Here is a 25,860-nt window from a genome sequence, read left to right as displayed (position 1 = left end):
CAACGGAAGTGGGAGGACGCCGCTGGCAGGGACAGCGAGCCCCCCATCGGGGAGTTGTCACCAACCGGTCGGTTGATCGAACCGTGGGCAGCCGGGTTCGGGCCCACTACGATGCCGTCCCTGAGGTCACCGCAGCAGTTCAAGCAGAGCCGGCAGCCTGGTGACGCCGTCCTCTGCCATGAAGTGGCCTGCCCCGGGGTGGACCTGCAGCCGTGCGCCCAGGCGCCTGGCGAGGTCATCGGATGCTTCCGGCGGAACGAAGGGATCCGTGGCGGAGCGGAGTACTGTTCGTTCCCGGATGCCCGTTGCTACCCGTTCAACGTCGACGTCCGGTGCGAGGAAGCCATTGAGCTCCGGCAGTGCAGCCAGCGGTTCCGTGAAGCCAGCCACCAACACCAGACCGCCGAGCTCCCAAGGCTCCGGAAGCGCCGCGAGTACTCGCAGGGCAGTGACTGCACCGAGGGAGTGTGCCACAACTACCGTGGTCGCATCGGGCACTCCCAGTGCCGCACTGACGGCGTCCTCCCATGCTGTCGTGTCAGGAGCGTCCGGGGCCGGGAGAGGAACGACTGTGACTGCGGTGCCTTCAGCTTCGAGGACCCGTTGAAGCCAGGGGAACCAGTTTGCGTCGGGCGAAGATTCGTACCCGTGGACGATAATGACGCGCTGGACGGATCGGGCCGGAAGGTTATCGGTGCTTGCGTTCATGGCAAAGACACTAAGGGGTCTCGTTGCCTTATGTCCTTCAGGAGGGCTGGTGTCCGACGGGAGTCATGGCGTCGAACCGGTCGGGCGCGCCAACGCTCACCCTGTCCTCAAACCGTGCGTCGTTCCTTTGCCAAGCCAAGCCCCATGACGATGAGGACGGGAGCCGCCAGAATGAGGGTGGTTACGAACAGCGCGGCACCGAAGTAAGGCACGGCCAGGCCTATGAAGCCGAGCAGCAGGGCGAAACCGGCGAAGCTCAGTGAGGTGATCGGCGCACCTTGGCTACGGCCGCGCTGGTAGGCCAGGAGTACGATCCCAGCCGTGATGTTGCCCAGCGCAGCGATCAAGATGAGGAACGCCAGGAACACCGTGCCGCTGTCGTGGTCGAAGCCGGCGATGGAGGGGATGAAGAGCCAGAAGCCGAGCACGATCCCGACGATGCCGGACGCGATCCGGTAACCCGACGCCTTGGGCTTCTGTCGCATTGCCTGACCCCACTGCGGGGGCGCGTAGTACTGGGGCGGGTACGGGGCGTACTGGGCCTGTGGGTACGGTTGCTGGCCGTAGGGCGCCGGGGGCGCCGGAAACGGCTGTGGGGGCCCGTACTGCGGCTCATTGCCCGGCAAGTGGGAGTTCGGGCCGTGGGAGGGGTAGCTGCCCTGGCCCGGCTGCTGCCAGTCTGCGTTCGGATAGTGCGGTGCCGGCGGCACCGGCGGGACGTTCTCGGTCAAAGCTCCCCCAGAGGTAGTGGTCTCGGACCCAGATTACAGGTCCGTGGCCGGCCCGGGCCCGACGCACCTGGCAGGCTCCCTCGCAGTCCGCACGGCCCAGACGGTGGGTTAAGGAGGGGGCGCTCCCCCGCCGGTGACGTGGGCCGTGTTGGGCGGCGTCAGCGGCGGTGCCGACTTCTTAGAGGTTGTCCATGGCTTCGCAGGGGTTGGCACCGGGCTGGGTGCGGTGGACGTTTTTTGCCAGGCGGCCGATCAGGACGCCGAGGGTCTGGGCGTCTTGTTCGTTCAGTCCGGCCATCAGGTCAGATTCGGCCGCCGCGACGCGGTCCTCGTAGGTGACCAGCATCCGGCGCCCGCTTTCGGTGGCAATAATCTTCCGGGCCCTGCGGTCAGTCGGATCGGGGACGCGTTCGACCACGCCGGCACCTACCAAGGTGTCGAGCAGGTACGTCAGGACGGTCCTGTCGATGGCAAGGTGCATCCCGAGCGCCTGCTGGTTTGGCGGATCCTTGTGCACGACGGCGGAGAGCACCTGGAAACCTCGGATGCCCCCCGGCATCTCGGCAACGGCGGCTTCGAACCGGGCCTGGTAGCCGCGCAGCACCATAGCCAAGTGCCACCCCAGGTCGCCAGGGACAACCGCCATTGGGGAGCCGGGGAGCGTCTGAGTACTTTCGGTCATGACCCCATCATACCGCCAAATATGAATTTGCCCAGATGTTCTGTTGGCAATATAGTCTCAACTACAACATATATTGGCAGTGAGGTCGAAGATCATGAGTTTTCCGCAAGGCCAACCGGCAGAGGTCCGGACCATTGGGGTTCTCGGGGCCGGCAGGGTCGGAACCGCCGTCGCGCGGCAGGCTCTCAAGGCCGGCTACGACGTCCGGATAGCCACTGCAAAGCCGGTTGAGGAGATCGCCTTGTTGGTGGAGATCATCACTCCGGGCGCAGTCGCTGTCACGGCCGCCGAAGCGGCCGGGGCCGACATCGTCGTTGTGGCGGTTCCGCTGCACAAGTACCGCACCCTCGACCCCGGCCTTCTGGCCGGAAGGACTGTCATCGACGCGATGAATTACTGGGCACCGGTTGACGGGGACTTGGACGATTTCGAGAAGGATGAGCGGACGAGCAGCGAAGTCATCCAGGACTTCCTGGCCGGGTCCGACGTCGTGAAGACGCTCAATCACATCGGTTACCGCGACCTCGAAGTGGACGGCAAGGCGCCCGGATCCGAGGGCCGGAGGGCACTGGCGCTGGCCGGCGACCGTGATGGCGCGAAGGCTCTTGTGGCGGACTTCCTAAATCGCCTCGGCTATGACCCGGTAGACGCGGGTCCGCTGGAAGCCGGGCGGGCATTCCAGCCCGGCACCGGCATTTTCAATGGCAGCCACTCCGCTGACCAGTTGCGCTTCATCCTGGCCGCGTCCCGCGAGCCGGCCCGCACCTGAGCCAGCGTTCAACTACTCACCGCACTGCAATCAGGAGAACATCATGGAAATCGGCGCCTACAGCTTCGGTGACACCCAGCGCAAGCCCGACGGAACACTGCGCCCGACGGCCGAGGCCATTCGCAACCTCCACGAAGCCATCGTCCTCGCCGATCAGTCCGGCCTGGACTACTTCGGGATCGGCGAGCACCACACCTTGGACATGCCGGCATCCTCTCCGGGTGCGGTGATCGCCGCTGCGGCGGCTGCGACCGAGCGGATCAAGCTCGGCAGCGGAGCGAGCATCATCAGCACCGATGATCCGGTGCGGGTGTTCCAGCAGTTTGCCATTGCCGACGCGGTCTCCGGCGGGGGCCGGGTGGAAATCACCGCCGGGCGCGGATCCTCGGTGGAGACGTTTCCGCTCTTCGGCTACGACCTGAACGACTACGACCGCCTCTACGCTGAAAAGCTCGACCTGCTGATGACCATCAACAACAGCAAGACCGAAAACATCAGCTGGTCCGGGACGGTCCGGCCGTCCCTGCACGACCTGGCCGTCGTGCCCCGGCCCGTCAGCGGCACGCTGCCCCTCTGGCTGGCCACCGGCGGAAGCGCCCCGTCCTCGGTCCGGGCCGGGAAGCTCGGGCTGCCCGTCTCCTACGGCATCATCGGGGGCGCCCCGGCGCGGTTCGCTCCGCTGGCGGAACTGTACCGGCGGACCGCAGCCCAGGCCGGCCACACGGAGGAGAACATCAAGGTTTCCGTCGCGGCCCTCGGACTCATCGCGCCGACGAAAAAGGAAGCGCTGGAACGCTTCTACCCCGGCTGGTACAACCTCAACATCGAAATGGGCAAGCTCCGAGGCTGGCCCGCACCCGACCAACGTCAATTCCTGGCCCAGGCCGATTTCCCCGGCGCATACTACGTTGGAGACCCCGACGAAATCGCCGAACGCATCGTGGACCTGCACCGCCATATGGGGCACATGCGCCACTTCCTCCAGATGGACGTCGGTGGGCTGCCCCAGGAGCACTTCCTCGAGTCCCTTACGCTGCTCGCCACCGAGGTCAAACCGCGCGTCCAACGCCTCCTGGCCGGCAAATAGGCCGGTCAGCAACCGGGCCCGCCGGATCAGACCTGGACGATAGCGAGCCGGAAGTGGGTTTCCGGGGTGTAGTTCCAAGCCAGCCCAAGATTCCGCCACTCGGCCGAGGTAGGTTCTGCCGTGGAGGTGGTGAGCTTCATCTGCGATTGGATGTCTTTCGGAACCGCGAGCGCGTCGAGGACACACTGCACGTCCGTCATTGCCGCGCCGGAGGCTTCCCGCGGCCCCTTGGTGTCGATAGAGAGTTTCGTGTCGCCGGCCGCCAGTTCCACTCCGTCAGCCCCGTCAAGCCCGCACCCGGTCACTGCACCGGCCAGGTCTGCACCGGCCGGGTCCGCCCCGGCAGGCGATGGAGCAACCGACGAGGGCGCCGGGGTTGCTGTGCTGGGTTCGGGTGCCGCGGCCGGCGTGGCCGCGGTGCAACCCCCGAGGATGAACGCGGCCGCGACGGCAGCAGTGGCGGTGAGAGAGTGCCTGACAGAGTGGCGCATGGTGCCTTTCAAGGGATGGATGTGGGCGGCTAGCGACGCCCGTTTGGGTCTGGACGGCGGGCTCACCCCAGAGGGATGGCCCCGATGACTGAAAAAGCTGCCAAGAAGATCAGCCCGAACGTCGGGACAACGCAGCCGAGGATGAGTTTGGACGGCGAGTCCACCTGAAACGACTGTTGCGGGTTGGCAGGGTTGTAGGCCACTTCCAGGGGGTCCCCGGGCGTTGGGCGATTGCGGTAGGAGACTTCCGACTCGCCAAGAAACAAGACACCCCGGGGGTCCGTGAACTGGTAGGTAGGCCAGAACCGGACGTGCTGGTCTCGGGATTTGCTCCACCCTTGACGGCTGCCGGTGACCGTCGCCTGGGCCTTCGGCCAACTCGCGATCAGCCTTTCCTGTGCCCTGGTCTTCCGCATGGTCTGGGTAAAGGCGACGATGGCCGCGACGACCGCCAATGCCCAGAGGACATACAACGCGATCCTCACGCTACCCGCCCCCGCTCGAGGGGCGCGCCTCCGGTGGACCCTCTTCGGGGAAAGACGTCAAGGTCCGGGGGTCGTGGAATGCTCACCCGGTGAGCCTACCGGGTGCCGCCATGCAGGCCGTTCCGGACCGCGCCGAGCAGTGAGCGGAACCGCATGTTGCCTGCCAGTTCCTCGATGAGTACGACGCCGTCCGGCCCGGCGAGCGGGATGCACCAGTTCGGGTATTCACTGCCGGTGCCCGGTTGATTTTGGGTCCGGGTCTCCCCTACCGCATCGACCAGCGCGACGCCCAGCAAGGACGACGGCGTCAGCGCGGTGAATTCGTAGAGCGCCTCAACAGTGGCCTGGACTCCCGCCGGACCGGCCTCCGGCCCGGCGGGCAGGAGCCCCCGGTCCCGGACGAGCGCCAGGACCGCCTGTTGTTCGGCCTCGTCGGCAGCCCGTTCTTCGGCGACCGGGCGGCGCAGCAGCCCCAGCGACTCCCGGAGGGTGACGTGTTCTCCGGCCAGGTAGCCGGCGGTGGGCGGCAAATCGTGCGTGTTGATGCTGGTGAGGCACTGCTGCCGGTAGCGCTCGGGCTCGAGCGGCCCGGCGTCGTCGTGCTCGAACCACAGGATCGAGGTGCCGAAAATTCCGCGCTCGGCCAGGTAGTCACGGACCCAGGGCTCGAACACGCCGAGGTCCTCGCCGACGACAAGCGCGCCGGCCCGCTGGGCCTCCAGCGCCAGGATCCCGATCAGTGCCTCGTGGTCGTAGTACACGTAGGTGCCGTCGCCCGGTTCCCCGCCCGCGGGAATCCACCAAAGCCGGAACAGTCCCAGCACGTGGTCCACGCGGATCCCGCCAGCGTGCCGCAGTACGGTGCGCAGCATGTCGCGGTAGGGGGCATACCCGGCCTCGGCCAGCCGGCCCGGGTGCCACGGCGGCTGGGTCCAGTTCTGGCCCTGCTGGTTGAACATGTCCGGCGGCGCGCCCACCGTCACCCCGGGCACCAGGACGTCCGCGAGCGCCCAGGCGTCCGCGCCGCCGGTCTGCACCCCAACGGCAAGGTCGTGCATCACACCGAGCGCCATGCCGGCCCGCCGCGCTGCTTCCTGGGCCGATTCCAGCTGCTGGTCGCAGACCCACTGCAGCCAGCGGTAAAACTCGATCCGGTCCGCGAGCGCTGTCCGTTGCGCCGCGCAATAGGCGGTGGAGGGGTCCGCCGCGTCCCCCTCCCACTCCGGAGCGTCGGGCCCGAGGAATTCGGTCAGGGCACACCACAGGGCGAAGTCTTCAAGGCCCTGGCCGTGGCTGTGGCAGAAGTCCCTGAATTGGCCGGCCCGGGCCGGTCCCCGCGGAACCTGGAACACCTGGTCCAGGACTTCGAGCTTGGCTTCGTAGCTGGCGTCCCGGTCCAACAGCCGCGACTCCCGGTTGGCTGCATGCAGGCGGGCGGCATGGTCCTGCGCGGCAGTCCGCGCGGAGCGTTCGAGGTAGGCGAACTCCGGGATGTCTTCCACCCGGATGTACAGCGGGTTGAAGAACCTGCGGGTGGTGGGGAGGTACGGCGAATCTCCCACCGGCGGCTGCGGCTCGGCAGCGTGCAGCGGATTGACCAGGACGAAGCCGGCGCCTTCGGCTGCGGCTACCGCGGCCAGGTCGCCCAGGTCAGTGAAGTCGCCGATCCCCCAGGACCGTCCGGAGCGCACCGAATAGAGCTGCGCCATGAGTCCCCAACTGCGCCGCCCCTCCAGCGCGCGGGGCGGGTCCAGCCGCTGCGGCGTAACCACCAGCGGGCATTCCGCCAGCCCGCCGGGCGCGTCGGCCACGATCGTGTGCCAGCCCAGGCCCAGCCCGTCCGGCGCGCGGAAGCTCGCGCGGCCGGTCAGGACGCCGTCGACGTCCACCGGGGCGTCCCAGTTCTCCAGCTGCTGCGCCTCGTGCCGGTCACCGTCTTCCGCCACGATCCACACGCTGACCGGGCTGCCCTCGGGTACGTGGACGTCGAACGACGCCGCGGCTCCCTGCCGGGCTACCACCACCGGCGGCAGGCGCCGGCGCCAGGGAGCCAGCCGCGCCTCCGCCAGCGCGTCACGGATCTGCTCCGGGTCATGGCAGGCCACGCCAAGGGCGGTGAGCACTTCGCGCAGGGTCGCGGCCGCCACCGGTCGCTCCCGTCCGTCCCAGCCCCGGTAGGAGGTGCCGACCCCGTGCACGGAGGCCAGTTCGCGCAGCAGCAGGTCGCCGGCGTCGACGGGCTCGGCGCTCCCGTCCGTGCTGTTTCCAGGTACTTCCCTGTCCATCGCGTCTCCTCGCTCGCCGGCTGCTGCTCCCACTGTACGGGGGCGGGTTTCACGGCAGCGGGACGGCCACGCTAGCCTTGCCTCCTATGGTCGACGTCGAACGGTTCCGGCTCCTCCTCAGCCAGGAGCGGGAACGGAAGCTTGCCCTGCTGCCCGCCCTGCGCCGGGACATTTCCTCGGTGAACGCTGCCCGGCAGGACTCGAACGTCGACGACGAGCACGACCCCGAGGGTGCCACGATCGCCTTTGAGCTGTCCCAGGCTTCCGCGCTGCTGGCACAGAGCAGCGCGGGGCTGGCGCAGATCGAGGCGGCGCTTGCCCGGATCGACGCCGGCAGCTACGGCATCTGCGAGGTGTGCGGCGAACCGATTGCCGAAGGGCGGCTTGAGGCCCGGCCGTGGACGCCTTACTGCATCCGGCACACCAAGGGCAGGCCCGATCGGGACAGCCCACCATGGAAGGCATGACCATCCCGGGTGTCCCCGGGTCCTCCGATCTTGCCGGGCTTGACCTCGCAACTACCTGGTGGGACCGGCTTGTCCACGGTTTCAGTCTGGCCCCCGCCCCGGCGGTGTCCGGGACCGAGCTTCTGCTGGTGATCGGCCTGGCCGTCGCACTCTGTGTGCCGCGGGTCAGCTGGCGGTACTTCGGCCTGCTCGCCACCGTGACGCATGAACTGGGCCACGCGTTCGCCGCACTCACGACGGGCCAGCGGCTCGGCGGGATCCGGCTCAGCCTGGACCATTCGGGTACCACCACGAGCTACAGCCGGCGCCCGCTGGCCGCGGTCTGGTCCACCTTTTGGGGTTACCCGGTGCCCGCCGTCGTCGGCGCCGCCATGGTGTGGTGCGGCTTCCACGGCTGGGGACCGGCGGCGATGTCGGCCGGCACCCTCCTGCTGCTGGCGTCCTTTCTCTTCTTGCGCAACGGTGTTGGTGTGCTGATCACCGCCGCGGCCGTGCTGGCCGCGGTGCTGCTGGTCCTGTTTGTCCCCGCCCCGTTCATCGGCCATGTGATGATCGGGCTGGGGCTGGCGCTGCTGGTGGCAGCGGTGCGGGACCTGGGGAAACTGGCTGCCGTGCATGTCCGGCACCGGTCCCGGCTGTCGACGTCGGACGCCTATCTCCTCGCCCGGGCCACCGGGCTTCCCGCGGTGCTCTGGATCGGCGTTTTCGCCGTGCTCGTGGCCGCGGCCTGGTGGCTGGCCTGGCAGCAGATTTCACCCGTGCTGGCCGGGCTTTTTGGCTAAGACGTCAGCGCCGGGCGCCACACCGCGCATAGGCTTGGGCTATGAGCCACACAACCACCGACCATGACGGGTCCTTCAGCACCCGCGGCGCCTACGTCACCGGAGGCGCGGAGTTCAACCGGGACACCAACTACATCGAGGACCGGATCACCCGGGACGCTGCCCCCGGCGCCCACGGCGAGCCCGGCTGGCCGGTGGAACCCGGCCGTTACCGGTTGGTGGCGGCCCGGGCCTGCCCCTGGGCCAACCGGACCGTGATCGTACGGCGGCTCCTCGGCCTGGAAGACGTGATCTCCCTGGGCCAGCCGGGACCCACCCATGACGCCCGTTCCTGGACCTTCGACCTGGACCCGGAGGGCAAGGATCCGGTCCTCGGGATCGAACGGATCCAGGACGCGTATTTCCGGCGCTTCCCGGACTACCCGCGGGGCATCACCGTCCCGGCGATCGTCGACGTGCCCAGCGGCAAGGTCGTCACCAACGACTTCCCGCAGATCACCCTTGACTTCTCGACCGAGTGGACCGAATACCACCGGGACGGCGCCCCCGAGCTGTACCCCGCGGACCTGCGGGAGGAAATCGACGCGGTCAACAAGCGCGTCTTCACCGAGGTCAACAACGGTGTCTACCGCTGCGGTTTCGCCGGCTCGCAGGAGGCCTACGACGCCGCCTACGACCGGCTCTGGACGGCCCTGGACTGGCTGGAGGAGCGCCTCGCCGGCCAGCGGTACCTGGTGGGCGAGACGATTACCGAAGCGGATGTCCGCCTGTTCACCACGCTGGCACGGTTCGATGCCGTCTACCACGGGCACTTCAAGTGCAACCGGCAAAAACTCAGCGAGATGCCGGTGTTGTGGGCCTACGCCCGGGACCTGTTCCAGACGCCTGGGTTCGGCGACACCATCGATTTCGTCCAGATCAAGCAGCACTATTACATCGTCCACGAGGACATCAACCCGACCGGGATCGTCCCCAAGGGCCCGGACCTCCGGAACTGGCTTTCCCGGCATGGGCGGGAAGCGCTCGGCGGCCGCCCATTCGGCAACGGAACCCCGCCCGGGCCGGTCAGGCCGGGCGAGGAAGTGGCGCCCGGACACGGCGCGGGCTAGCACCCGCGGCCGGCCTGGGTGCCGGACCGGGGCCGCCGCCGGGTTCGTCCAGTTGTCGCAGCCGGCCGCGGCCCCTAGGGTAGCCGGGATGGAACACGACAAGGACTCCGACGCCGGCAGCGGCCCGTCCCGCACGCACCGGCTGTGGCGCACCGTGGCCCGGAGCGTGTCCACGGCCCTGCTGTGGCCCCGGCTGCAGCTCGCCACCAAGGCAGCCATCGCGGCGGGCCTCGCGTTCTACCTGGCCCCGTTCATGCCCGGGTCCGCCGCGAACTACCCCTACTACGCGCCGCTGGGTGCGCTCGTTGCGATGTACGAAAACGTGTCCGGCTCGATGCGGCAGGGGTTCCAGACACTCGCCGGCCTGGCCATCGGCATCGGCCTGGCGTTCGTGCTCTTCAGCCTTGGCACGCCGACGCCGCTGACGGTGGCGGTGGTCATGGGGCTCGGCGTCATCCTCGCGGGCCTGCCCCGGATCGGCTCCGGCAGCGATTGGATTCCGACGGCGGCCCTGCTGGTGCTGCTGGTGGGCGGCCACAATCCGGACGAGTTTTCCTTCGGCTACCTGGTACAGATGGGCGTCGGTGTCACCGTTGGCATCGCGGTGAACCTGTTGGTCTTCCCGCCGCTGCATTTCAAGGCGGCCGCGCTCAGCCTCGCCGAGCTGCGGCTGGCCCTCGCCCGGCAGCTTTGGGACATGGGCAAGGCGCTTCAGGAAAACTGGCCACCCGAGCACGAGGACTGGTCACGTCGCTCCGACGCGCTCGCGGACCGTGCCCGCTCGGTGCGGGCCGCCGTCCAAAAGGCCGACGCCAGCCGGCAAGCCAATCCGCGCCGCCGGTTGCACCCCCGCGACGTGGACGAGGACTACCGGGACCTGCGGAACCTGGAGCGGCTGACGTTCCACATCCAGGACGTGACCCAGGTGCTTTCGGACGTCATCTGGGCCGACTCCCCGTTCGTCATTCCGGACGGCTATGCCGCCCCGCTGGCCGAGGCCATGACCCAGGTGGGCGATGTGCTTCGCGCCGCCGAGGAGGAGGACTTCGAGCGGCAAAATGAGCTGGTGGCGGAGGCCGAGGAGTCGGTCCGGGCGCTGTCCCTCCGGCTGGCCGGGGAGGGCAACTCCAGCGGCGCCCCGAGCGCCGTCGAGTCGGTCCTGCTGAGCCTGCACCGAATGCTGCGCGTGCTCAACACCGGTGATGGCAACCGGGAACCGGACGCCTCCATTGCCGGGCCCGGCTGACCGGGCGGGAACCGCAGCCTGCAGCGACGGCCCGGCGGCCGACCCCGGAGTTCGGGAACGGCCGCGGGGTCCCGGCGTTACGCTACGCCTGCACGGTGTCCTGCGGGAGCGCGGCGACCGTCCCGCTGAAATGCTTCCGGCCCGAATGCGGACTCCACGCCACGTACTCCGAGCGCGACCAGGCGCCGCCGCCATCCTGCACGGTACTGATATCCAGTGCCACCCGGGCCGGCAGGAATACCGGCGCCTCGAACGCGACGGTCCAGCGGAACGCCTCACCCTTGGCCGCACCGACGTCGGCCAGGGCCCGGGAGGCCAGGTACATGCCGTGGGCGATCGAGCGCCGCATCCCCAACGCCCTGGCGCTGAGCACGCTGAGGTGGATGGGGTTGAAGTCGCCCGACACCGACGCGTAGGCGCGGCCAGTATCCACGCCCAGCTGCCAGAGCGCCGTGGGGTCCGGGGCGTTGAACCCGGCCGGGGCGGCCACCGCTGACGGTTTGTCGATGCCCGGCAGGAAGACACCCTTGGCCAGGTAGGTGGACACGCCGCGCCACCGCACGGACGCCTCGCCGGCTCCGCGGACCTCGGCCACCAGGTCCAGCTGGGTCCCGGAGCGGTGGCCGCGCAGGTTCTCGGCCCAGGCCCGGATGTCCAGCGCCTCGGTAAAGAGCACCGGTGCGGACTGCACCACCTCGTTGCCCAGGTGGATCATCCCCAGCAGCGGCAGCGGAAAATCGTCGCGGTTCATCACGGACATGGCCAGCGGGAACGCGAGGGCATGGATGAAGCCGGCGGGCAGGACGTCGCTCGCCGTTTCGCCGATCAGGTGCTGGTACGCGGTCAGGTTGGCCACCGCGGCGCTCACGCCGCGGACCTCGTGGCCGCAGCCGGGCAATTCCGTGCCGGCGTGGGCCCCGAGCAGCCGGCGCCGGGCCGCGGTGGCGGCGGCATTGACGTAAAGCTTTGAAAGCGACGGCATTTCGCCCAGCACCACCGTCTGGGGCGCGCTCATGCGCCGACCAGATTCTGGCCGCACACGCGCAGGACCTCACCGGTGATCCCGCCGGCGGCGTCGCTGGCGAGGAACGCGATCGCCTCCGCCACGTCGGCGGGCTGGCCGCCCTGCTGCAGCGAGTTGAGCCGGCGTGCCACTTCGCGGGTTGCGAAGGGAATCCGGGCTGTCATTTCGGTCTCGATGAAGCCCGGTGCGACCGCGTTGATGGAGCCGCCGTGGGCCGCCAGCAGCGGCGCGGTGGCGCGGACCATCCCCATGACGCCGGCCTTGGAAGCGGCGTAGTTGGTTTGGCCGCGGTTGCCGGCGATGCCGCTGGTCGAGGCGACGGAGACGATCCGGGGTGCGTCGCGGAAGTGATCGGAGGCCAGCAGCGCCTCGTTGATCCGCAACTGCGCCGCAAGGTTCACCCCGATCACGGAGTTCCAGCGGGCCTGGTCCATGTTGGCCAGCAGCTTGTCACGGGTGATGCCCGCGTTGTGCACCACGATGTCCAGCCGGCCGTGGCGCTCGACGGCGTGGCTGATGATCCGGGCACCGGCGTCCTCCCGGCTGATGTCAAGCTGCAGCGCGGTGCCGCGGACGTCGTTCGCGACGCGGGCGAGCTGGTCCCCGGCCGCGGGGATGTCCACGACGACGATCGTGGCGCCGTCTCGGTGCAGCGTCCTGGCGATGGCTGCACCGATCCCGCGCGCCGCCCCGGTCACGACCGCGACTTTCCCGGCCAGCGGTTTGTCCGCGTCGGCCGGCAACCGTCCGGCGGTCGACGAGACGGCCAGGAACTGTCCGTCCACGAAGGCGGACCGGCCGGACAGCAGGAACCCGAGCGCGCCGAGCGTGCTGGGGCTCGTGGTCAACGCGCCGTTGGCCAGCACGATGCCGTTGCCGGTGGCGCCGGCGCGCAGTTCCTTCGCCAAGGAGCGCAGCATCCCGTCGATGCCCTGCCGGGCCGCGGCAGCTGCGGGATCGCTGGCCTCGGCGGCGCTTCGGGAGATGGTCACCACCCGGGCGTTGGGGTTGAGGTCGCGCAGCGAGGCCGCGGCGCCGAGCACGGGCTGCTCAAGATCCTCCGGCCGTGCCGCCTCATCCAGCACCAGGATGATCGCGCCAAGCTTCTCGCGCGGCACGGCGTGGCGGCGGACGTCCAGGTCCCAGGACAGCAGCGCAGCAGCGAGGTCGTTGGCCCCGTTGCCTGATCCCTGGATCAGGACCGGCCCGGGGACCAGCGGCTGGCCGGGCCGGTAGCGGCGAAGCGCGACGGGCTGCGGCAGCCCGAGCTTCCGGGCGATGTCCCTGCCGATGCCTTTGCTGACGAGCTGGGTGTACTTGTCGGTCACCGGTCCCCCTGGTGGGCTTCAAGGATCGCGACGACGCCCTGGCCGCCGGCGGCGCACACCGAGATGAGGCCGCGCGCGGGGCGCCCGTCCACCTGTCCCTTGGCGTGCAGCATCTTCGCCAGGGTGGCCACGATCCGGCCTCCCGTCGCGGCGAACGGATGGCCGGCCGCCAGCGAGGAGCCGTTGACGTTGAGCTTGGCGCGGTCCACGGTGCCGAGTGCCCCGTCCAGGCCGAGGCGGGCGCGGCAGAAGTCCTCGTCCTCCCATGCGGCGAGGGTGCTCAGGACGGTGCCCGCGAACGCTTCGTGAATTTCGAAGAAGTCGATGTCTTCGAAGCCCAGCCCGTGCCGGGCCAGCAGGCGCGGGACGGCGAAGGCAGGGGCCATCAGCAGGCCGTCCTTGCCGTGCACGAAGTCGACGGCGGCGGCTTCGCCGTCCAGTACGGTGGCCAGCTTGGGCAGGTCGTGGGCATCGGCCCATTCTTCGGAAGCGAGCAGCACGGTGGCGGCGCCGTCGGTCAGCGGGGTGGAGTTGCCGGCCGTCATCGTGGCGGCGGCCCCGAGGTTCTTGCCGAAGACGGGCTTCAGCCCGGCAAGCTTCTCCGGCGTCGTGTCAGGGCGGAGGTTCGAGTCTTTGCTGAGCCCGCGGTACGGGGTGAGCAGGTCATCGAAGAAGCCGGCGTCATAGGCGGCGTCCAGGTTGCGGTGGCTGTTGTAGGCCAGCTCGTCCTGGGCTTCGCGGCTGATCTTCCACTGTGCGGTGGTCAGGGCCTGGTGTTCGCCCATCGACAGGCCGGTGCGGGGCTCCGCGGTGTTGGGCGCGTCCGGGGCAAGGTCTTTGGGCCGGATCCGGCTCAGGATCTGGAGCCGCTGCGGCAGCGTCTTGGCGCGGTTCAGGTCCAGCAGGATCTCGCGCAGGCCCTCGCTGACGGCGATCGGTGCATCGGAGGCGGAATCGACGCCGCCGGCGATGGCCGAATCGATCTGGCCCAGCTTGATCTTGTTGGCCAGGCCCAGCACGGTTTCAAGGCCGGTAGCGCAGGCCTGCTGCAGGTCGTAGACCGGGGTTTCGGCGGAAAGTGCAGAGCCCAGCACCGCCTCGCGGGTCAGGTTGAAATCACGGGAGTGCTTAAGGACGGCGCCTGCGGCTACTTCGCCGATCCGCTCATCCTGCAGGCCGAAGCGGGCGATCAGCCCGTCGAGCGCCGCGGTGAGCATGTCTTGGTTGGAGGACTTCGCGTAGGCGCCGCCGGTGCGGGCAAAGGGGAGCCGGTTGCCGCCCACAATGACCGCGGGACGGACCGGGCGGGCCGCGCCGGGCCCGGTGGCCTTCGCGGGCGCAGGTGCGGCCTTGTTGGGTCCCGGCATGGGCGTTCCATTGGCAGGCATGGGCTGTCTCCTTCAGTCGAAGCGGGTTACTGATACCCAGCGTACCTGATACGCTGGGTATCGTGAACAACCTGCGAGCAGAGCCTGACGGGGGCGCGGCCGGCGCTGCGGCCGACGCTGCGTCCGTCGACGGACGCGCCTCCCGCTGGCAGTCGCACCGCGAGGAACGCCGCCGGGAGCTGATCAAGTCAGCGCGCCGGGCGGTGCACGCACTGGGCAGCGAGGCCTCCATGGAGGACATCGCAGCGGCTGCGGGAACCTCAAAGTCCGTCTTCTACCGCTACTTCGGTGACAAAGCCGGTCTTCAGCAGGCCGTGGGCGAGGTGGTCCTGAACCAGATGCAGCGCCGGATCCAGGAAGCCGCGCAGAGCGCCCAGACCCCGCGTGAAGGGCTCTACGCCATGGTCTCGGCCTACCTGCAGATGGCGGAGACCAGCCCGAACGTCTACACCTTCGTCACCCGGTACCCGCCCGGCGACGCCGGCAGCCAAGCCGGCTCGATCGCCGCCGGCGGAGCACTAGGCCACTTCTTCGCGGCGATCAGCGAGATGATTGCGGCGCCCATGCGCAGCCAACTGCGTGCGGTTCCCGGCAAGGACGCCACCATCGGCTTTTGGCCCAACGCCGCGATCGGACTGGTCCGCAACGCCGGCGAGCAGTGGCTGGCGAGCCCGGACTCCCCCGCCAAGCCCGGCCAGGAAGCGATGGCGCGGCAGATCACCGACTGGCTCTGCTTCGGCGTCGCAGCCGAACTCCAGGCCACGCCGGTCCGCGCGCCGGTCCCCGCAGCCGGCCCCTGAAACAGGACCTACCAGCCTCCACCCGACCCCAGAGCACAGCGTCAGAGCCAACGAAGGAATCGACATGACCGAACTAGCCGACCGCGCCGCGGAACGGGCCGCCTCCCCCGCCCCGGCCACCACGACCACGGACGCCCCTGCAGCGACGACGGGCCAGGCAGGCTCCCCGAGCGTCGACGTCGCCGCGCTCGGCGAGCAACTGCTGGGCCGGTGGGCCGGTGTACGCCGGCAGGCCCGGGAACTGGCCGGCCGGCCGGAACTCCACAAGACCGAGGGGCTGACCCACACCGAACACCGGCAACGCGTTTTCGAACAGCTCAAGATCCTGGTGGATCACGGCGCGGTGCACCGCGCGTTTCCGGCAGCCGTCGGCGGCGGGGACGAACACGGCGCCAACGTGGCGGGCTTCCAGGAGCTCGTCATCGCCGACCCGTCGCTGCAGATCAAGGCCGGCGTCCAATGGGGCCTCTTCGGCTCCGCCGTGAACCATCTCGGCACCGAAGAGCACCACAAAAAATGGCTGCCCGGCATCATGAGCCTGGAGATCCCGGGCTGCTTCGCCATGACCGAGACCGGCCACGGCTCCGACGTCGCCAGCATCGCCACCACCGCCACCTACGACGCCGCTACCGGGGAATTCGTGGTCCACACCCCGTTCCGTGCGGCCTGGAAGGACTACATCGGGAACGCTGCCCTCGACGGCCTCGCCGCCGTCGTGTTTGCCCAGCTGATCACCAACGGGGTCAACCACGGCGTCCACGCGTTCTACATGGAGCTGCGCGATCCGGCCACCAAGGAATTCCTGCCCGGCATCGGCGGCGAAGACGACGGCGTCAAGGGCGGGCTGAACGGCATCGACAACGGCCGGCTGCACTTCACCAACGTGCGGATCCCGCGGACCAACCTTTTGAACCGCTACGGCAACGTCGACGCCGACGGCACCTACAGTTCCCCGATCGCCAGCCCGGGGCGCCGCTTCTTCACGATGCTGGGCACCCTGGTCCAGGGCCGGGTCTCGCTCGACGGGGCAGCCGTCACGGCCTCGAAACTGGCCCTCAAGACGGCCATCCAGTACGCCGCCGAGCGCCGCCAGTTCAACGCCTCCTCGCACACCGAGGAGGAGGTGCTGCTGGACTATCAGCGGCACCAGCGGCGGCTGTTCACGCGGCTCGCCACCACCTACGCCGCGAGCTTCGCCAGCGAACAGCTCCTGCAGAAGTTCGACGACGTCTTCTCCGGCCGGACCGACACGGACCAGGACCGGCAGGACCTCGAAACCCTGGCGGCGGCCTTCAAGGCGCTGAGCACCTGGCATGCGCTCGATACCCTGCAGGAGTGCCGTGAGGCTTGCGGCGGCGCCGGGTACCTGATCGAGAACCGCTTCGCGTCGCTGCGGGCCGACCTGGACGTCTATGCCACCTTCGAAGGTGACAACACCGTGCTGCTGCAGCTGGTCGCGAAGCGTTTGCTGGCGGACTACGCCAAGGAGTTCCGCAACGTCGACTTCGGCGTGCTGGCGCGCTACGTGGTCGGGCAGGCCACCGGCGCCGCGATCCACCGGACCGGCCTGCGCGGCGTCGCCCAGTTCGTGGCCGACTCCGGCTCGGTGCACAAGGCTGCCAGCGCCATCAAGGACGAGGCCGGCCAGCGGGCGCTGCTGACCGAACGCGTCCAGGCCATGGTGGCGGAGGTCGGCGCAGCCCTCAAGGGCGCCAACAAGCTGCCGCAGCAGCAGGCGGCCGCGCTGTTTAACAGCCACCAGAACGAGCTGATCGAAGCGGCACAGGCGCACGCCGAGCTGCTCCAGTGGGAGGCGTTCACCGACGCACTGGGCAACGTCACGGACCCCGGCACGAAAACCGTCCTGACTTGGCTGCGTGACCTGTTCGGCCTGTCACTGATCGAGAAGAACCTGTCCTGGTACCTGATGAACGGCCGCCTCTCGATGCAGCGCGCCCGCACGGTCGGGGAATACATCAACCGGCTGCTTGTGAAGATCCGTCCACACGCGCTGGATCTGGTGGACGCGTTCGGTTACGGCCCGGAGCACCTCCGCGCCGCGATCGCCACCGGTGCGGAGAAGGACCGCCAGGACGAGGCGCGGGAGTACTTCCGGGTCCAGCGCGCCAGCGGTACCGCGCCGCTGGATGAAAAGCACCTGCTGGCCCGCACGGCCCAGTCAGGAAGGAAACAGCGAGGCTGATTACCAGCACCGCACGACGACGGCGTTCAGCGGGCTCAGCTAGTGCGGCAGGACCGAGCGGTAGACCTCGAGCGTGGTCTCGGTGATCGACTCCCAGGAGAAGTGCTCCTCCGCCCGGCGGCGGCCGGCGCGGCCCATGGCGCGGGCCCGTTCCGGATCAGACACCACCTCGGTGAGGGCCGCGGCAAACTCGGTGACGAACTTCTCCGGGTCCAGCGGGGTGCCGGTGCCGTCCGTGACCTGCTCCAGCGGGACCAGGAGACCGGTCTCACCGTGCTGGACCACCTCCGGGATGCCCCCGGTGGCGCTGGCCACCACGGCTGCCCCGCAGGCCATGGCCTCCAGGTTCACGATGCCGAGCGGTTCGTAGATGGACGGGCAGGCGAACGCGGTGGCGTGGCTGAGGACCTGGATCAGCTCGTGGCGCGGGAGCATCCGCTCCACCAGGACCACACCGCTGCGCTCCCGCTGCAGGTCCTCGATCAGCCGGGCCGTCTCGGCCGCAAGCTCGGGCGTATCCGCGGCGCCGAGGCACAGCACCAGCTGCACGTCCGCAGGGAGTTTGGCGGCGGCCCGCAACAGGTAGGGGACGCCCTTCTGCCGCGTGTTGCGGCCCACGAAGACCACGCTCGGCCGGGCGGGATCGATTCCGAGGGCCCGGATCGCGTCCTCGCCCTCGTCACGGGTCCAGAGGCTGACGTCGATGCCGTTGTGGACCACGCGCACTTTCTCCGGGTCCACGTCGGGGTAGCTGCGCAGGATGTCCTGGCGCATGCCGTCCGACACCGCGATGATGGCAGCCGCGGACTCGTAGGCGGTCTTCTCCACCCAGGAGGAGAGCGCGTAGCCGCCGCCGAGCTGCTCGGCTTTCCACGGCCGCAACGGCTCCAGGCTGTGGGCACTGAGCACATGCGGGATGCCGTGCAGCAGCGAGGCGATGTGACCGGCCATGTTCGCGTACCAGGTGTGCGAATGCACGAGGTCCGCGCCGGCGACGTCCGGAACGATCCGGAGGTCAACCCCAAGCGTCTGCACCGCGGCGTTGGTGCCGGACAGATCCGCCGGGACGGCGTAGGACGTCACGGCGGCCCCGTGGTAGTCGGCCGGACGCGGGGCACCGAAGGCCCTGACATGCAGCTCCACCTTGGCGGCCAGCACCCGGCTCAGTTCGGCCACGTGGACGCCGGCGCCCCCATAGATTTCGGGCGGGAATTCCTTGGTCACTATGTCTATTCGCACAAACCCCAAGGTAGTCGTTCGGGCTGATCTGTTCTAGTGTGAAGACGTCCGGGCGTACCGGATCATATTGGGGAGCAACGAAGGCGTTCAGGAGCGATCACCATGCCGCAGCAAAAGAAAGTCCTGGCCATTGTCCTTGCAGGCGGCGAGGGCAACCGGCTGATGCCGCTGACCGCCGACCGGGCCAAACCCGCGGTGCCATTTGCCGGCAGTTATCGGCTCATTGATTTCGCGCTTTCCAATCTGGTCAATTCGCGGTATTTGCAGATCGTCGTCCTGACGCAATACAAGTCCCACAGCCTTGACCGCCACATTTCCGAAACCTGGCGGATGTCCACCCAGTTGGGCAATTACGTCGCCTCCGTCCCGGCCCAGCAGCGGGTCGGGAAGAGCTGGTTCCTGGGCAGCGCGAACGCCATTTACCAGTCACTGAACCTGATCCACGACGCCAAGCCGGACATCGTCGTGGTGGTGGGCGCCGACCACGTTTACCGGATGGACTTCGCCCAGATGGTCGACCAGCATGTCGCCAGCGGTGCCAAGGCCACGGTTGCCGCGGTGCGCCAGCCGCTGCACATGGCGGACCAGTTCGGCGTGATCGAGGTTGCCCCGGACGATCCGCAGAAGATCGCCGCCTTCGTCGAGAAGCCGTCCTCCACTCCGGGTCTGGCCGCCGACCCCACCCAGTTCCTGGCCTCCATGGGAAACTACGTGTTCGACGCCGACGCGCTCGTCGCGGCGCTGCACGTCGACGCGGAACGCCTCGACACCAAGCACGACATGGGCGGGGACATCATCCCCTACTTCGTCGGCCAGGGAGAGGCCGGGGTCTACGACTTCACCCTGAACGAGATCCCCGGGTCCACCGAACGGGACCGCACCTACTGGCGCGACGTCGGTACCATCGACTCGTTCTACGACGCCCACATGGACCTGATCTCACCGGTTCCGGTGTTCAACCTGTATAACTCGGCGTGGCCGATCTACACCCGGCAGAACATCTCCCCCCCGGCCAAATTTGTCCGCGGCAAACACAACACCGTCGGTTCGGCCCTGGATTCAATCGTGGCCGGCGGCACCGTGATTTCCGGCGGCATCGTGGAGGGTTCGGTGCTGTCCCACGACGTCTACGTCAGCACGTCCAGCCGGGTGTTGGACTCAGTGCTGATGGACTATGTCGTTGTCGGCGAAGGCGCCGTGGTCAAGCGCGCCATCATCGACAAGAACGTGCGGATCCCGGCCGGCGCCGCCATCGGCCTGGACCCCGAGCTGGACCGGGCGCGCGGCTTCAAGGTCACCGAATCCGGCATCACCGTTTTGTCCAAGGGCCAGGAGGTGCCGGAACCCGGCGAGGACGAACGTGCCCTTTCGGCAGCCAACCTCATCGTGGTGCCGGACGCGGTCCGGGCCGCCACGGAAAAGTGGGAGGCCCTCCGGGAATCCGTGGACAAGGTCGCCGAGGTGCAGGCCGCCGCCGTCGGCGTCGCCCCTCCCGGGAAGCCCTCCACCTCGCGCTGACCGGTGCAGGTCCCTGGAGCCGCCGCTCCGGGAACCGGAAGCCGGCGCCGCCGCGCGGCGCCCGCCGTCCCGGGCCGCGGGCGCCCGCGGCCCGGGCGGGCTGTAAAATTGGGTCAATGAGCACCCCCGATCTGACCTCCGCACCCACCGCCGCCGCACCGGACCCTGACGAAGGCGCAGCGGCCGGGCTCACGCCGGCGGACATCGCCTCCTGCCTCAAGGTGCTCAACACCATCCACGTCTACGACGAGGAGCACCCGGACTACATCGCCATCCGCCGCGCCACCGGGAAAATGTTCAAGGCGGTCAAGCGGCACCGGCGGACCACCAAGCGGGACCTGATCGCGGAGGCGGACCGGGCCGTGATCGCGCAGACTGCCACGGCCGCGCCGGACCGCATCGACGACGAAACCCGGGGAAACAAGCTGGCTCCCTCCGCCACGGGTGAGGTCGCCGGGCACCTGATCAGGTCCCGGCCCTGCTACATCTGCAAGCAGCACTACACCCAGGTGGATGCCTTCTACCATCAGCTTTGCCCGGAGTGCGCGGCCTTCAGCCACAGCAAGCGCGACGCACGGACCGACCTGACCGGCCGGCGCGCGCTGCTGACCGGCGGCCGGGCCAAGATCGGGATGTACATTGCGCTGCGGCTGCTCCGCGACGGTGCGCACACCACCATTACCACCCGTTTCCCCAAGGACGCCGCGCGCCGGTTCGCCGCCATGGAGGACAGCGGCGACTGGCTGCACCGGCTGCGGATCGTCGGCATCGACCTGCGGGACCCCTCGCAGGTGATGGCCTTGACGGACTCCCTGAACGCCGCGGGCCCGCTGGACATCATCATCAATAACGCCGCCCAGACGGTCCGCCGCTCCGGCAACGCCTACCAGCCCCTGGTCGAGGCCGAGGACGAGCCGCTGCCGGCCGCGCTGCAGCCCGCCAACGGCGGCCCGGAACTGGTGACGTTCGGACACGCCCACGACAAGCACCCGCTGGCGCTGGCCAGTTCCGTCCTGGACCATCCTGTCCTTGCCGGCGATGCTGTCACCTCGCTGGCCCTTTCCACCGGGTCCGCGTCGCTGGAACGGATCGCCGCCGGCACGGCCATCGACGCCGGCGGCCTGGTCCCCGACCTCGCCAGCATCAACAGCTGGACCCAGGTGGTGGACGAGGTGGACCCGCTGGAGATGCTCGAGGTCCAGCTGTGCAACGTCACCGCACCGTTCCTGCTGGTCAGCCGCCTGCGCCCGGCGATGCGACGTTCCACCGCCCGGCGCAAGTACATCGTCAACGTCAGCGCCATGGAGGGCCAGTTCTCCCGCGCCTACAAGGGCCCCGGCCACCCGCACACCAACATGGCCAAGGCCGCACTGAACATGATGACCCGCACCAGCGCCAAGGAAATGCTCGACGCCGACGGCATTCTGATGACCGCCGTCGACACCGGCTGGATCACTGACGAACGCCCGCACTACACGAAGGTGCGGCTGATGGAGGAGGGATTCCACGCCCCGCTGGACCTGGTGGACGGCGCCGCCCGGGTCTACGACCCGATCGTCATGGGTGAGGCCGGCGAGGACCAGTACGGCGTCTTCCTGAAGGACTACAAGCCCAGCCCCTGGTGACCCCGGACCACGGGCACTCGTGCGCCACTAGCAGGAACGGCGCCGGCGCACCACCGGCCGAACGGCCCTGATCGGGCCCGGCTGCTGTCCGTAACGTGGAGCTGTGAACACGACGACGACACCCCCGCCAAATTTCCAGCTGTCCATCGACCAGTGCTGGTCCCTGCTCGAGAGCGAGGTCGTGGGCCGGGTTGCCCTGATCGTGGACGGCCACCCCGAGGTGTTCCCGGTGAACTTCGTGCTGCTCCGCCGCTCCGTGGTGTTCCGGACCGCAGGCGGCACCAAGCTGTGGGGCGCCATGACAGCCAAACCGGTGGCCTTCGAGATCGACGGCTATGACGCCCACGAGGAGGCGGCGTGGAGCGTCGTGGCCCGCGGCGAAGCGGAACTGCTCGAGGAGCAGGCGGACAAGGATGCCGTCGATGCGCTCCTGCTGGAACCGTGGCAGCCCGGCGAGAAGAACTACTACGTCCGGCTGGCTCCCAAAGCCCTGACCGGGCGCCGATTCAGGGTCACCAGCCCGGATCTGTGGCGGACCAGGCTGGCGGACCCGCGCCGGGAGTCCTTCGAATGAGCCGGCCGCCCGTTCGGCGCTGCCGGGAGTCCGGGCGCAGCGCCGGAACGAGGCTGGCAGGGCGTGCGAAGAAATATTGCCGCCCCGTTCCCCATTTGGGGATTGACGCAGCACAATGGGAATGAACCGCAGTGACCCTTATACTGCACAGCACGTGAGCGACCTACCATGAGCGGGAGAGTCATGATTGCCTGGTCGGATGCCGGTACCACGGCAGAGAAGCGCCCCGCGGAGCTCCGCGTGTTCATCCTCGACGACCACGAGCTGGTCCGCCGCGGCCTCCAGGAACTGCTCGAGGGTGAGGGCTTCCAGGTGGTGGGCAGTTCAGGGTCTGCGGTGGAAGCGACACGCCGGATCCCGGCCCTGCATCCCGATGTCTGCGTCCTGGACGCCCGCCTGCCCGACGGCACCGGAATTGAAGTCTGCCGCGACGTGCGGTCCGTGGACCCCTCCCTGAATTGCATCATCCTCACCAGCTACGACGACGACCAGGCCCTCCGGGGCGCGGTCCTGGCCGGCGCGTCCGGTTACATCCTGAAGGAGATCGGCGGCACCGACCTGATTGGCGCGCTGCGCCGGGCCGCGGCGGGTGAAACCCTGTTCGAGGAAGGCGTCGCAGCCGGCATTGTGGAGAGCGTGGTCGAGGCCGAGCACCTCGACCCGCGGACGGCTGCCCTGACCCCGCAGGAGCGCAGGGTGCTGGAGCTGGTCGGCGGCGGCCTGACCAACCGGCAGATCGCGGCGGAGATGTTTTTGGCGGAAAAGACGATCAAGAACTATGTTTCGTCACTGCTTGCCAAACTGGGTTTCGAACGCCGGACCCAGGCGGCCGTTTTCATCGCCGGCCCGGCCGGCCAGGGCGTTCTGTCCGCCGCGGCCGGTGCCGCGTCCGATACCGGCCGGCAGCGCAACCCCCGCTAGGTCGGCAGCCTCCCGCAGTGCAGCCTCCCGCAGGGCAGCCACCCTCAGGGCAGCCTGCTCAGAGCGGGACGGACCACTCCACGTTGGTGCCTTGGTCACGGACGGACGTGATCACGCACTCGCCGTCCAGCATCCGGGCGCGGGCTTCGAGGTTGGCGAGGCCGTTGCGTTCTGCGGTGGCAGTAAATCCGGAGCCGTTATCCGTGATAACTACCGTCACCCGCCCCTTCACGACCGCGACAGAGACTGAGATCGCATCCGCACCGGAATGCCGGATCGCGTTGCTCAGCCCTTCTGAGACCACCGCCACCACGTTGTCTGCCCGGTCCGGGGTGACGGCATCGACCGGTCCGGTGAGCGTCAGGCGCGGCGTGAACGGCATGGACTTGGCGGAGCTTCGGGCGACACGGCGGATCCGGCCGCTGAGGAGTTCGGTCTCGGCGCTGCCGCTCCGCAGCGAGTAAATGGTGTCCCGCAGGCTCCGGATCGCCTCGTCGAGTTCGCCGGTGATGGTGCGGATCCGCTCGGTGGCCAGTTCGTCCTTGGTGAACCGGGTCAGGCTTTGGACACTGAGGCCAGCGGCGAAGAGCCGTTGGATCACCAGGTCGTGCAGGTCACGGGCAATCCGGTCCCGGTCCGTGAAGACCAGCAGTTCCTCCCGGAGCCGGTGGACGCGGGCAAGTTCCAGTGCCAGGGCCACGTGCGAGCCAAAGACGGCGCCCATCTCCACGTCGGTGCGGGCGTAGCGGAGGGCATCCAGGTGCCGGGCCAGCAGCAGCAGGCCGTGATGCGAGCCCTGCGTGCTCAAGGCAACAGCCAGGACGGTGCCCATGCCACTGCCGGCGTGGCCCAGCACCGCCGCTGCGTTCTCTACGATCACCGGCTCGCCGCCGGCCAAAACCTCCTGCAGCTCCGGGGCATCAAGGCTGAGGGTGGTGCCGGTGAATTCCCTGGCCTGCTCCCCCGCGGCTCCGGCGACGCTGTACCCTTCCCCGGCCGCGGCGGGCGCCACAATCAGGGCGAGCTGCGATTCCGACTCCTGAAGCGCCCGGGCGGCGATGGGGTCCAGGCCGCCGGCGGTGTAGTCCCGGTCCGCGCTGAGCATCAGGCCGGAAACGTCCATGCAGGCTTCCAGCCAGCGGGCGCGGCGGCGGGAATCGTCGTACAACTTGGCGTTTTCGATGGCGACGCCCGCGGCGGCGGCCAATGCGACGGCAAGGCTCTCGTCCTCCTCGGTGAAATCACCGCCGCCCTCCTTTTCGGTCAGGTAAAGATTGCCGAAGACGGTGTCCCGGACCCGGACCGGCACGCCAAGGAAGGAATGCATCGCCGGGTGGTGGGCGGGAAAGCCGTAAGCCTCGGGGTGCTTGCGCAGGTCATGCAGCCGCAAGGGACGGGGGTCGCTGATCAACAGTCCCAGCACGCCGTGGCCGGTGGGCATCGGCCCGATTTTCCGGGCCAGTTCAGCGTCGATTCCGATGCTGACGAAATGGCTCAGCGCACGGTCGCTGCCGATCACGCCCAGGGCGCCGTAACGTGCATGCAGCAGGTGGCACGCCGACTGCACCACGCGTTCGAGCACGGCATCCAGGCTGAGGTCCTCCGCGACGGCAACCACGGCTTCGAGCAGGCCTGCCATTCGTTCCTGCGACTGCAGCAGTTCGCCGGCACGGGACACGAAGTCCTTGAGCAAGTCCTCGATCCGTGGACTACCGGACGTGGCCATCCCCGGACCGCTACCAGCTGAGTTCATCGTGATGTCCCCAATTCCGACCACGTCATCCGCGCCGATGACGTGTAGCAAGACTACCCCCAACACTGTGTGTGGGCGCCGGTAGGCCCGCTGCATTCTTGGCCTGCCGTGCCGTGTTGCCCTAGCCCGGAGCACGTCAGTTCCCCTAGACTCGGCGGCATGAGCCATGACCCGAAACCGGCCGGCAGCCAGCAGCCTGCCGTTGAGATCCTGGAAAGCCACGAGTGCTGGGGCTTGTTGCGCACCGTCACCGTGGGGCGCCTGGCGGTGTGGGTGGACGACCATCCGGACATCTTTCCGGTTAACTACAAGGTGGACCACGGGACCTTGGTGTTCCGCACCGCCGAGGGCACCAAGCTGCAGGCGGCCACCGGAGACACCCCGGTGGCGGTCGAGGCCGACGGCGTCGACTCGGACACCGGCATCGCCTGGAGCGTCGTCCTCAAGGGCCAGGCCACATCGGTGAAGAATCCGGAAGAGCTCATGGACACGGTGGGCCTGCTGCTGTTCCCCTGGCAGGGCGGCAAGAAGGAGCACTTCGTGCGGATCACTCCGGACTCCATCACCGGCCGCCGTTTCAAGATCGTGCCGCCGCTGACCTGGTGGACGCCGCTTGACGACGCCACCCGCGCCAGACCCGAGTAG

The 25,860-nt window shown here is 68.7% G+C and carries 24 protein-coding genes; 13 read left to right on the top strand and 11 right to left on the bottom strand.

Going from position 1 to position 25,860, the window contains the following annotated elements; genetic code table 11:
• Positions 1-126 precede the first annotated feature (126 nt).
• The 3 genes from AC3ANP_RS14005 to AC3ANP_RS13995 form a co-directional block, all read right to left on the bottom strand.
• Complete coding sequence (locus AC3ANP_RS14005) at positions 127-708, bottom strand: RBBP9/YdeN family alpha/beta hydrolase (protein ID WP_488330759.1); 582 nt, start codon at positions 706-708, stop codon at positions 127-129.
• A 107-nt stretch (positions 709-815) separates the two neighbouring features.
• The gene (locus tag AC3ANP_RS14000; protein WP_488330758.1) at positions 816-1,193 is read right to left on the bottom strand and encodes a hypothetical protein; all 378 of its coding nucleotides are present in this window, start codon (positions 1,191-1,193) and stop codon (positions 816-818) included.
• Between the two features lie 424 nt (positions 1,194-1,617).
• Complete coding sequence (locus AC3ANP_RS13995) at positions 1,618-2,121, bottom strand: MarR family winged helix-turn-helix transcriptional regulator (RefSeq protein ID WP_488330757.1); 504 nt, start codon at positions 2,119-2,121, stop codon at positions 1,618-1,620.
• A 94-nt stretch (positions 2,122-2,215) separates the two neighbouring features.
• Here AC3ANP_RS13995 and AC3ANP_RS13990 point away from each other — a divergent pair, with 94 nt between their 5' ends.
• Both AC3ANP_RS13990 and AC3ANP_RS13985 read left to right on the top strand, forming a co-directional pair.
• The gene (locus AC3ANP_RS13990) at positions 2,216-2,890 is read left to right on the top strand and encodes an NADPH-dependent F420 reductase (protein ID WP_488330756.1); all 675 of its coding nucleotides are present in this window, start codon (positions 2,216-2,218) and stop codon (positions 2,888-2,890) included.
• 43 nt (positions 2,891-2,933) lie between these two features.
• Entirely contained in the window at positions 2,934-3,977 is a 1,044-nt protein-coding gene (locus AC3ANP_RS13985; RefSeq protein ID WP_488330755.1) for an LLM class flavin-dependent oxidoreductase, read from the top strand.
• A 26-nt stretch (positions 3,978-4,003) separates the two neighbouring features.
• Here the strand turns inward: AC3ANP_RS13985 and AC3ANP_RS13980 are convergent, their stop codons facing one another.
• From AC3ANP_RS13980 to malQ, 3 genes are all read right to left on the bottom strand, one after another.
• On the bottom strand, positions 4,004-4,468 hold the full coding sequence (locus AC3ANP_RS13980; protein ID WP_488330754.1) for a hypothetical protein: 465 nt from the start codon (positions 4,466-4,468) through the stop codon (positions 4,004-4,006).
• Positions 4,469-4,530: 62 nt separating this feature from the next.
• The gene (locus AC3ANP_RS13975) at positions 4,531-4,953 is read right to left on the bottom strand and encodes a DUF3592 domain-containing protein (RefSeq protein WP_488330753.1); all 423 of its coding nucleotides are present in this window, start codon (positions 4,951-4,953) and stop codon (positions 4,531-4,533) included.
• A 95-nt stretch (positions 4,954-5,048) separates the two neighbouring features.
• Positions 5,049-7,238 carry a 4-alpha-glucanotransferase gene (gene malQ / locus AC3ANP_RS13970; RefSeq protein WP_488330752.1) on the bottom strand — a complete coding sequence of 730 codons (2,190 nt, stop codon included), beginning with the start codon at positions 7,236-7,238 and terminating at the stop codon, positions 5,049-5,051.
• Positions 7,239-7,324: 86 nt separating this feature from the next.
• On the opposite strand from malQ, the gene AC3ANP_RS13965 reads away from it, so the two are divergent.
• From AC3ANP_RS13965 to AC3ANP_RS13950, 4 genes are all read left to right on the top strand, one after another.
• On the top strand, positions 7,325-7,705 hold the full coding sequence (locus AC3ANP_RS13965; RefSeq protein ID WP_488330751.1) for a TraR/DksA family transcriptional regulator: 381 nt from the start codon (positions 7,325-7,327) through the stop codon (positions 7,703-7,705).
• The gene (locus tag AC3ANP_RS13960) at positions 7,702-8,487 is read left to right on the top strand and encodes a M50 family metallopeptidase (RefSeq protein ID WP_488330750.1); all 786 of its coding nucleotides are present in this window, start codon (positions 7,702-7,704) and stop codon (positions 8,485-8,487) included. The genes AC3ANP_RS13965 and AC3ANP_RS13960 overlap by 4 nt, the downstream gene beginning before the upstream one ends.
• A gap of 41 nt (positions 8,488-8,528) precedes the next feature.
• A complete protein-coding gene (locus AC3ANP_RS13955; protein WP_488330749.1) occupies positions 8,529-9,596 on the top strand; it encodes a glutathione S-transferase family protein in 1,068 nt (355 codons plus the stop codon).
• 88 nt (positions 9,597-9,684) lie between these two features.
• Complete coding sequence (locus AC3ANP_RS13950) at positions 9,685-10,842, top strand: FUSC family protein (RefSeq protein ID WP_488330748.1); 1,158 nt, start codon at positions 9,685-9,687, stop codon at positions 10,840-10,842.
• An 82-nt stretch (positions 10,843-10,924) separates the two neighbouring features.
• Here AC3ANP_RS13950 and AC3ANP_RS13945 read toward each other — a convergent pair whose 3' ends face one another.
• The 3 genes from AC3ANP_RS13945 to AC3ANP_RS13935 are packed head-to-tail and all read right to left on the bottom strand — an operon-like array spanning position 10,925 to position 14,582.
• Positions 10,925-11,857, bottom strand: coding sequence for a MaoC family dehydratase (locus AC3ANP_RS13945; RefSeq protein ID WP_488330747.1), 933 nt, complete (start codon positions 11,855-11,857; stop codon positions 10,925-10,927).
• Positions 11,854-13,194, bottom strand: a complete 1,341-nt coding sequence (locus AC3ANP_RS13940; protein ID WP_488330746.1) for a 3-oxoacyl-ACP reductase — start codon at positions 13,192-13,194, stop codon at positions 11,854-11,856. Before AC3ANP_RS13940 ends, AC3ANP_RS13945 begins: the two co-directional genes overlap by 4 nt.
• Positions 13,191-14,582: an acetyl-CoA C-acetyltransferase gene (locus AC3ANP_RS13935; protein ID WP_488330745.1), complete on the bottom strand. Its 1,392-nt coding sequence runs from the start codon at positions 14,580-14,582 to the stop codon at positions 13,191-13,193. The genes AC3ANP_RS13940 and AC3ANP_RS13935 overlap by 4 nt, the downstream gene beginning before the upstream one ends.
• A gap of 59 nt (positions 14,583-14,641) precedes the next feature.
• Between AC3ANP_RS13935 and AC3ANP_RS13930 the strand changes: the two genes are divergently transcribed.
• Together AC3ANP_RS13930 and AC3ANP_RS13925 are read left to right on the top strand one after the other, a co-directional pair.
• Complete coding sequence (locus AC3ANP_RS13930) at positions 14,642-15,382, top strand: TetR family transcriptional regulator (protein WP_488333066.1); 741 nt, start codon at positions 14,642-14,644, stop codon at positions 15,380-15,382.
• Between the two features lie 64 nt (positions 15,383-15,446).
• Positions 15,447-17,585: an acyl-CoA dehydrogenase family protein gene (locus AC3ANP_RS13925; RefSeq protein WP_488330744.1), complete on the top strand. Its 2,139-nt coding sequence runs from the start codon at positions 15,447-15,449 to the stop codon at positions 17,583-17,585.
• 39 nt (positions 17,586-17,624) lie between these two features.
• Here AC3ANP_RS13925 and glgA read toward each other — a convergent pair whose 3' ends face one another.
• A complete protein-coding gene (gene glgA / locus AC3ANP_RS13920) occupies positions 17,625-18,824 on the bottom strand; it encodes a glycogen synthase (RefSeq protein WP_488330743.1) in 1,200 nt (399 codons plus the stop codon).
• A 102-nt stretch (positions 18,825-18,926) separates the two neighbouring features.
• Here glgA and glgC point away from each other — a divergent pair, with 102 nt between their 5' ends.
• From glgC to AC3ANP_RS13900, 4 genes are all read left to right on the top strand, one after another.
• Positions 18,927-20,342 carry a glucose-1-phosphate adenylyltransferase gene (glgC, locus tag AC3ANP_RS13915; RefSeq protein ID WP_488330742.1) on the top strand — a complete coding sequence of 472 codons (1,416 nt, stop codon included), beginning with the start codon at positions 18,927-18,929 and terminating at the stop codon, positions 20,340-20,342.
• 116 nt (positions 20,343-20,458) lie between these two features.
• Positions 20,459-21,967 carry an SDR family NAD(P)-dependent oxidoreductase gene (locus tag AC3ANP_RS13910; protein ID WP_488330741.1) on the top strand — a complete coding sequence of 503 codons (1,509 nt, stop codon included), beginning with the start codon at positions 20,459-20,461 and terminating at the stop codon, positions 21,965-21,967.
• Between the two features lie 103 nt (positions 21,968-22,070).
• A complete protein-coding gene (locus tag AC3ANP_RS13905) occupies positions 22,071-22,541 on the top strand; it encodes a pyridoxamine 5'-phosphate oxidase family protein (RefSeq protein ID WP_488330740.1) in 471 nt (156 codons plus the stop codon).
• Between the two features lie 183 nt (positions 22,542-22,724).
• Entirely contained in the window at positions 22,725-23,462 is a 738-nt protein-coding gene (locus AC3ANP_RS13900) for a response regulator (RefSeq protein WP_488333065.1), read from the top strand.
• A gap of 58 nt (positions 23,463-23,520) precedes the next feature.
• Here AC3ANP_RS13900 and AC3ANP_RS13895 read toward each other — a convergent pair whose 3' ends face one another.
• Complete coding sequence (locus AC3ANP_RS13895) at positions 23,521-25,188, bottom strand: GAF domain-containing sensor histidine kinase (RefSeq protein ID WP_488330739.1); 1,668 nt, start codon at positions 25,186-25,188, stop codon at positions 23,521-23,523.
• Positions 25,189-25,374: 186 nt separating this feature from the next.
• Here AC3ANP_RS13895 and AC3ANP_RS13890 point away from each other — a divergent pair, with 186 nt between their 5' ends.
• Entirely contained in the window at positions 25,375-25,860 is a 486-nt protein-coding gene (locus AC3ANP_RS13890; RefSeq protein WP_488330738.1) for a pyridoxamine 5'-phosphate oxidase family protein, read from the top strand.

Source organism: Arthrobacter sp. JB02-1C, assembly GCF_057748045.1.
Note: the sequence above shows the minus strand (reverse complement) of the source record. Positions and strands in the feature narration are given on the sequence as shown.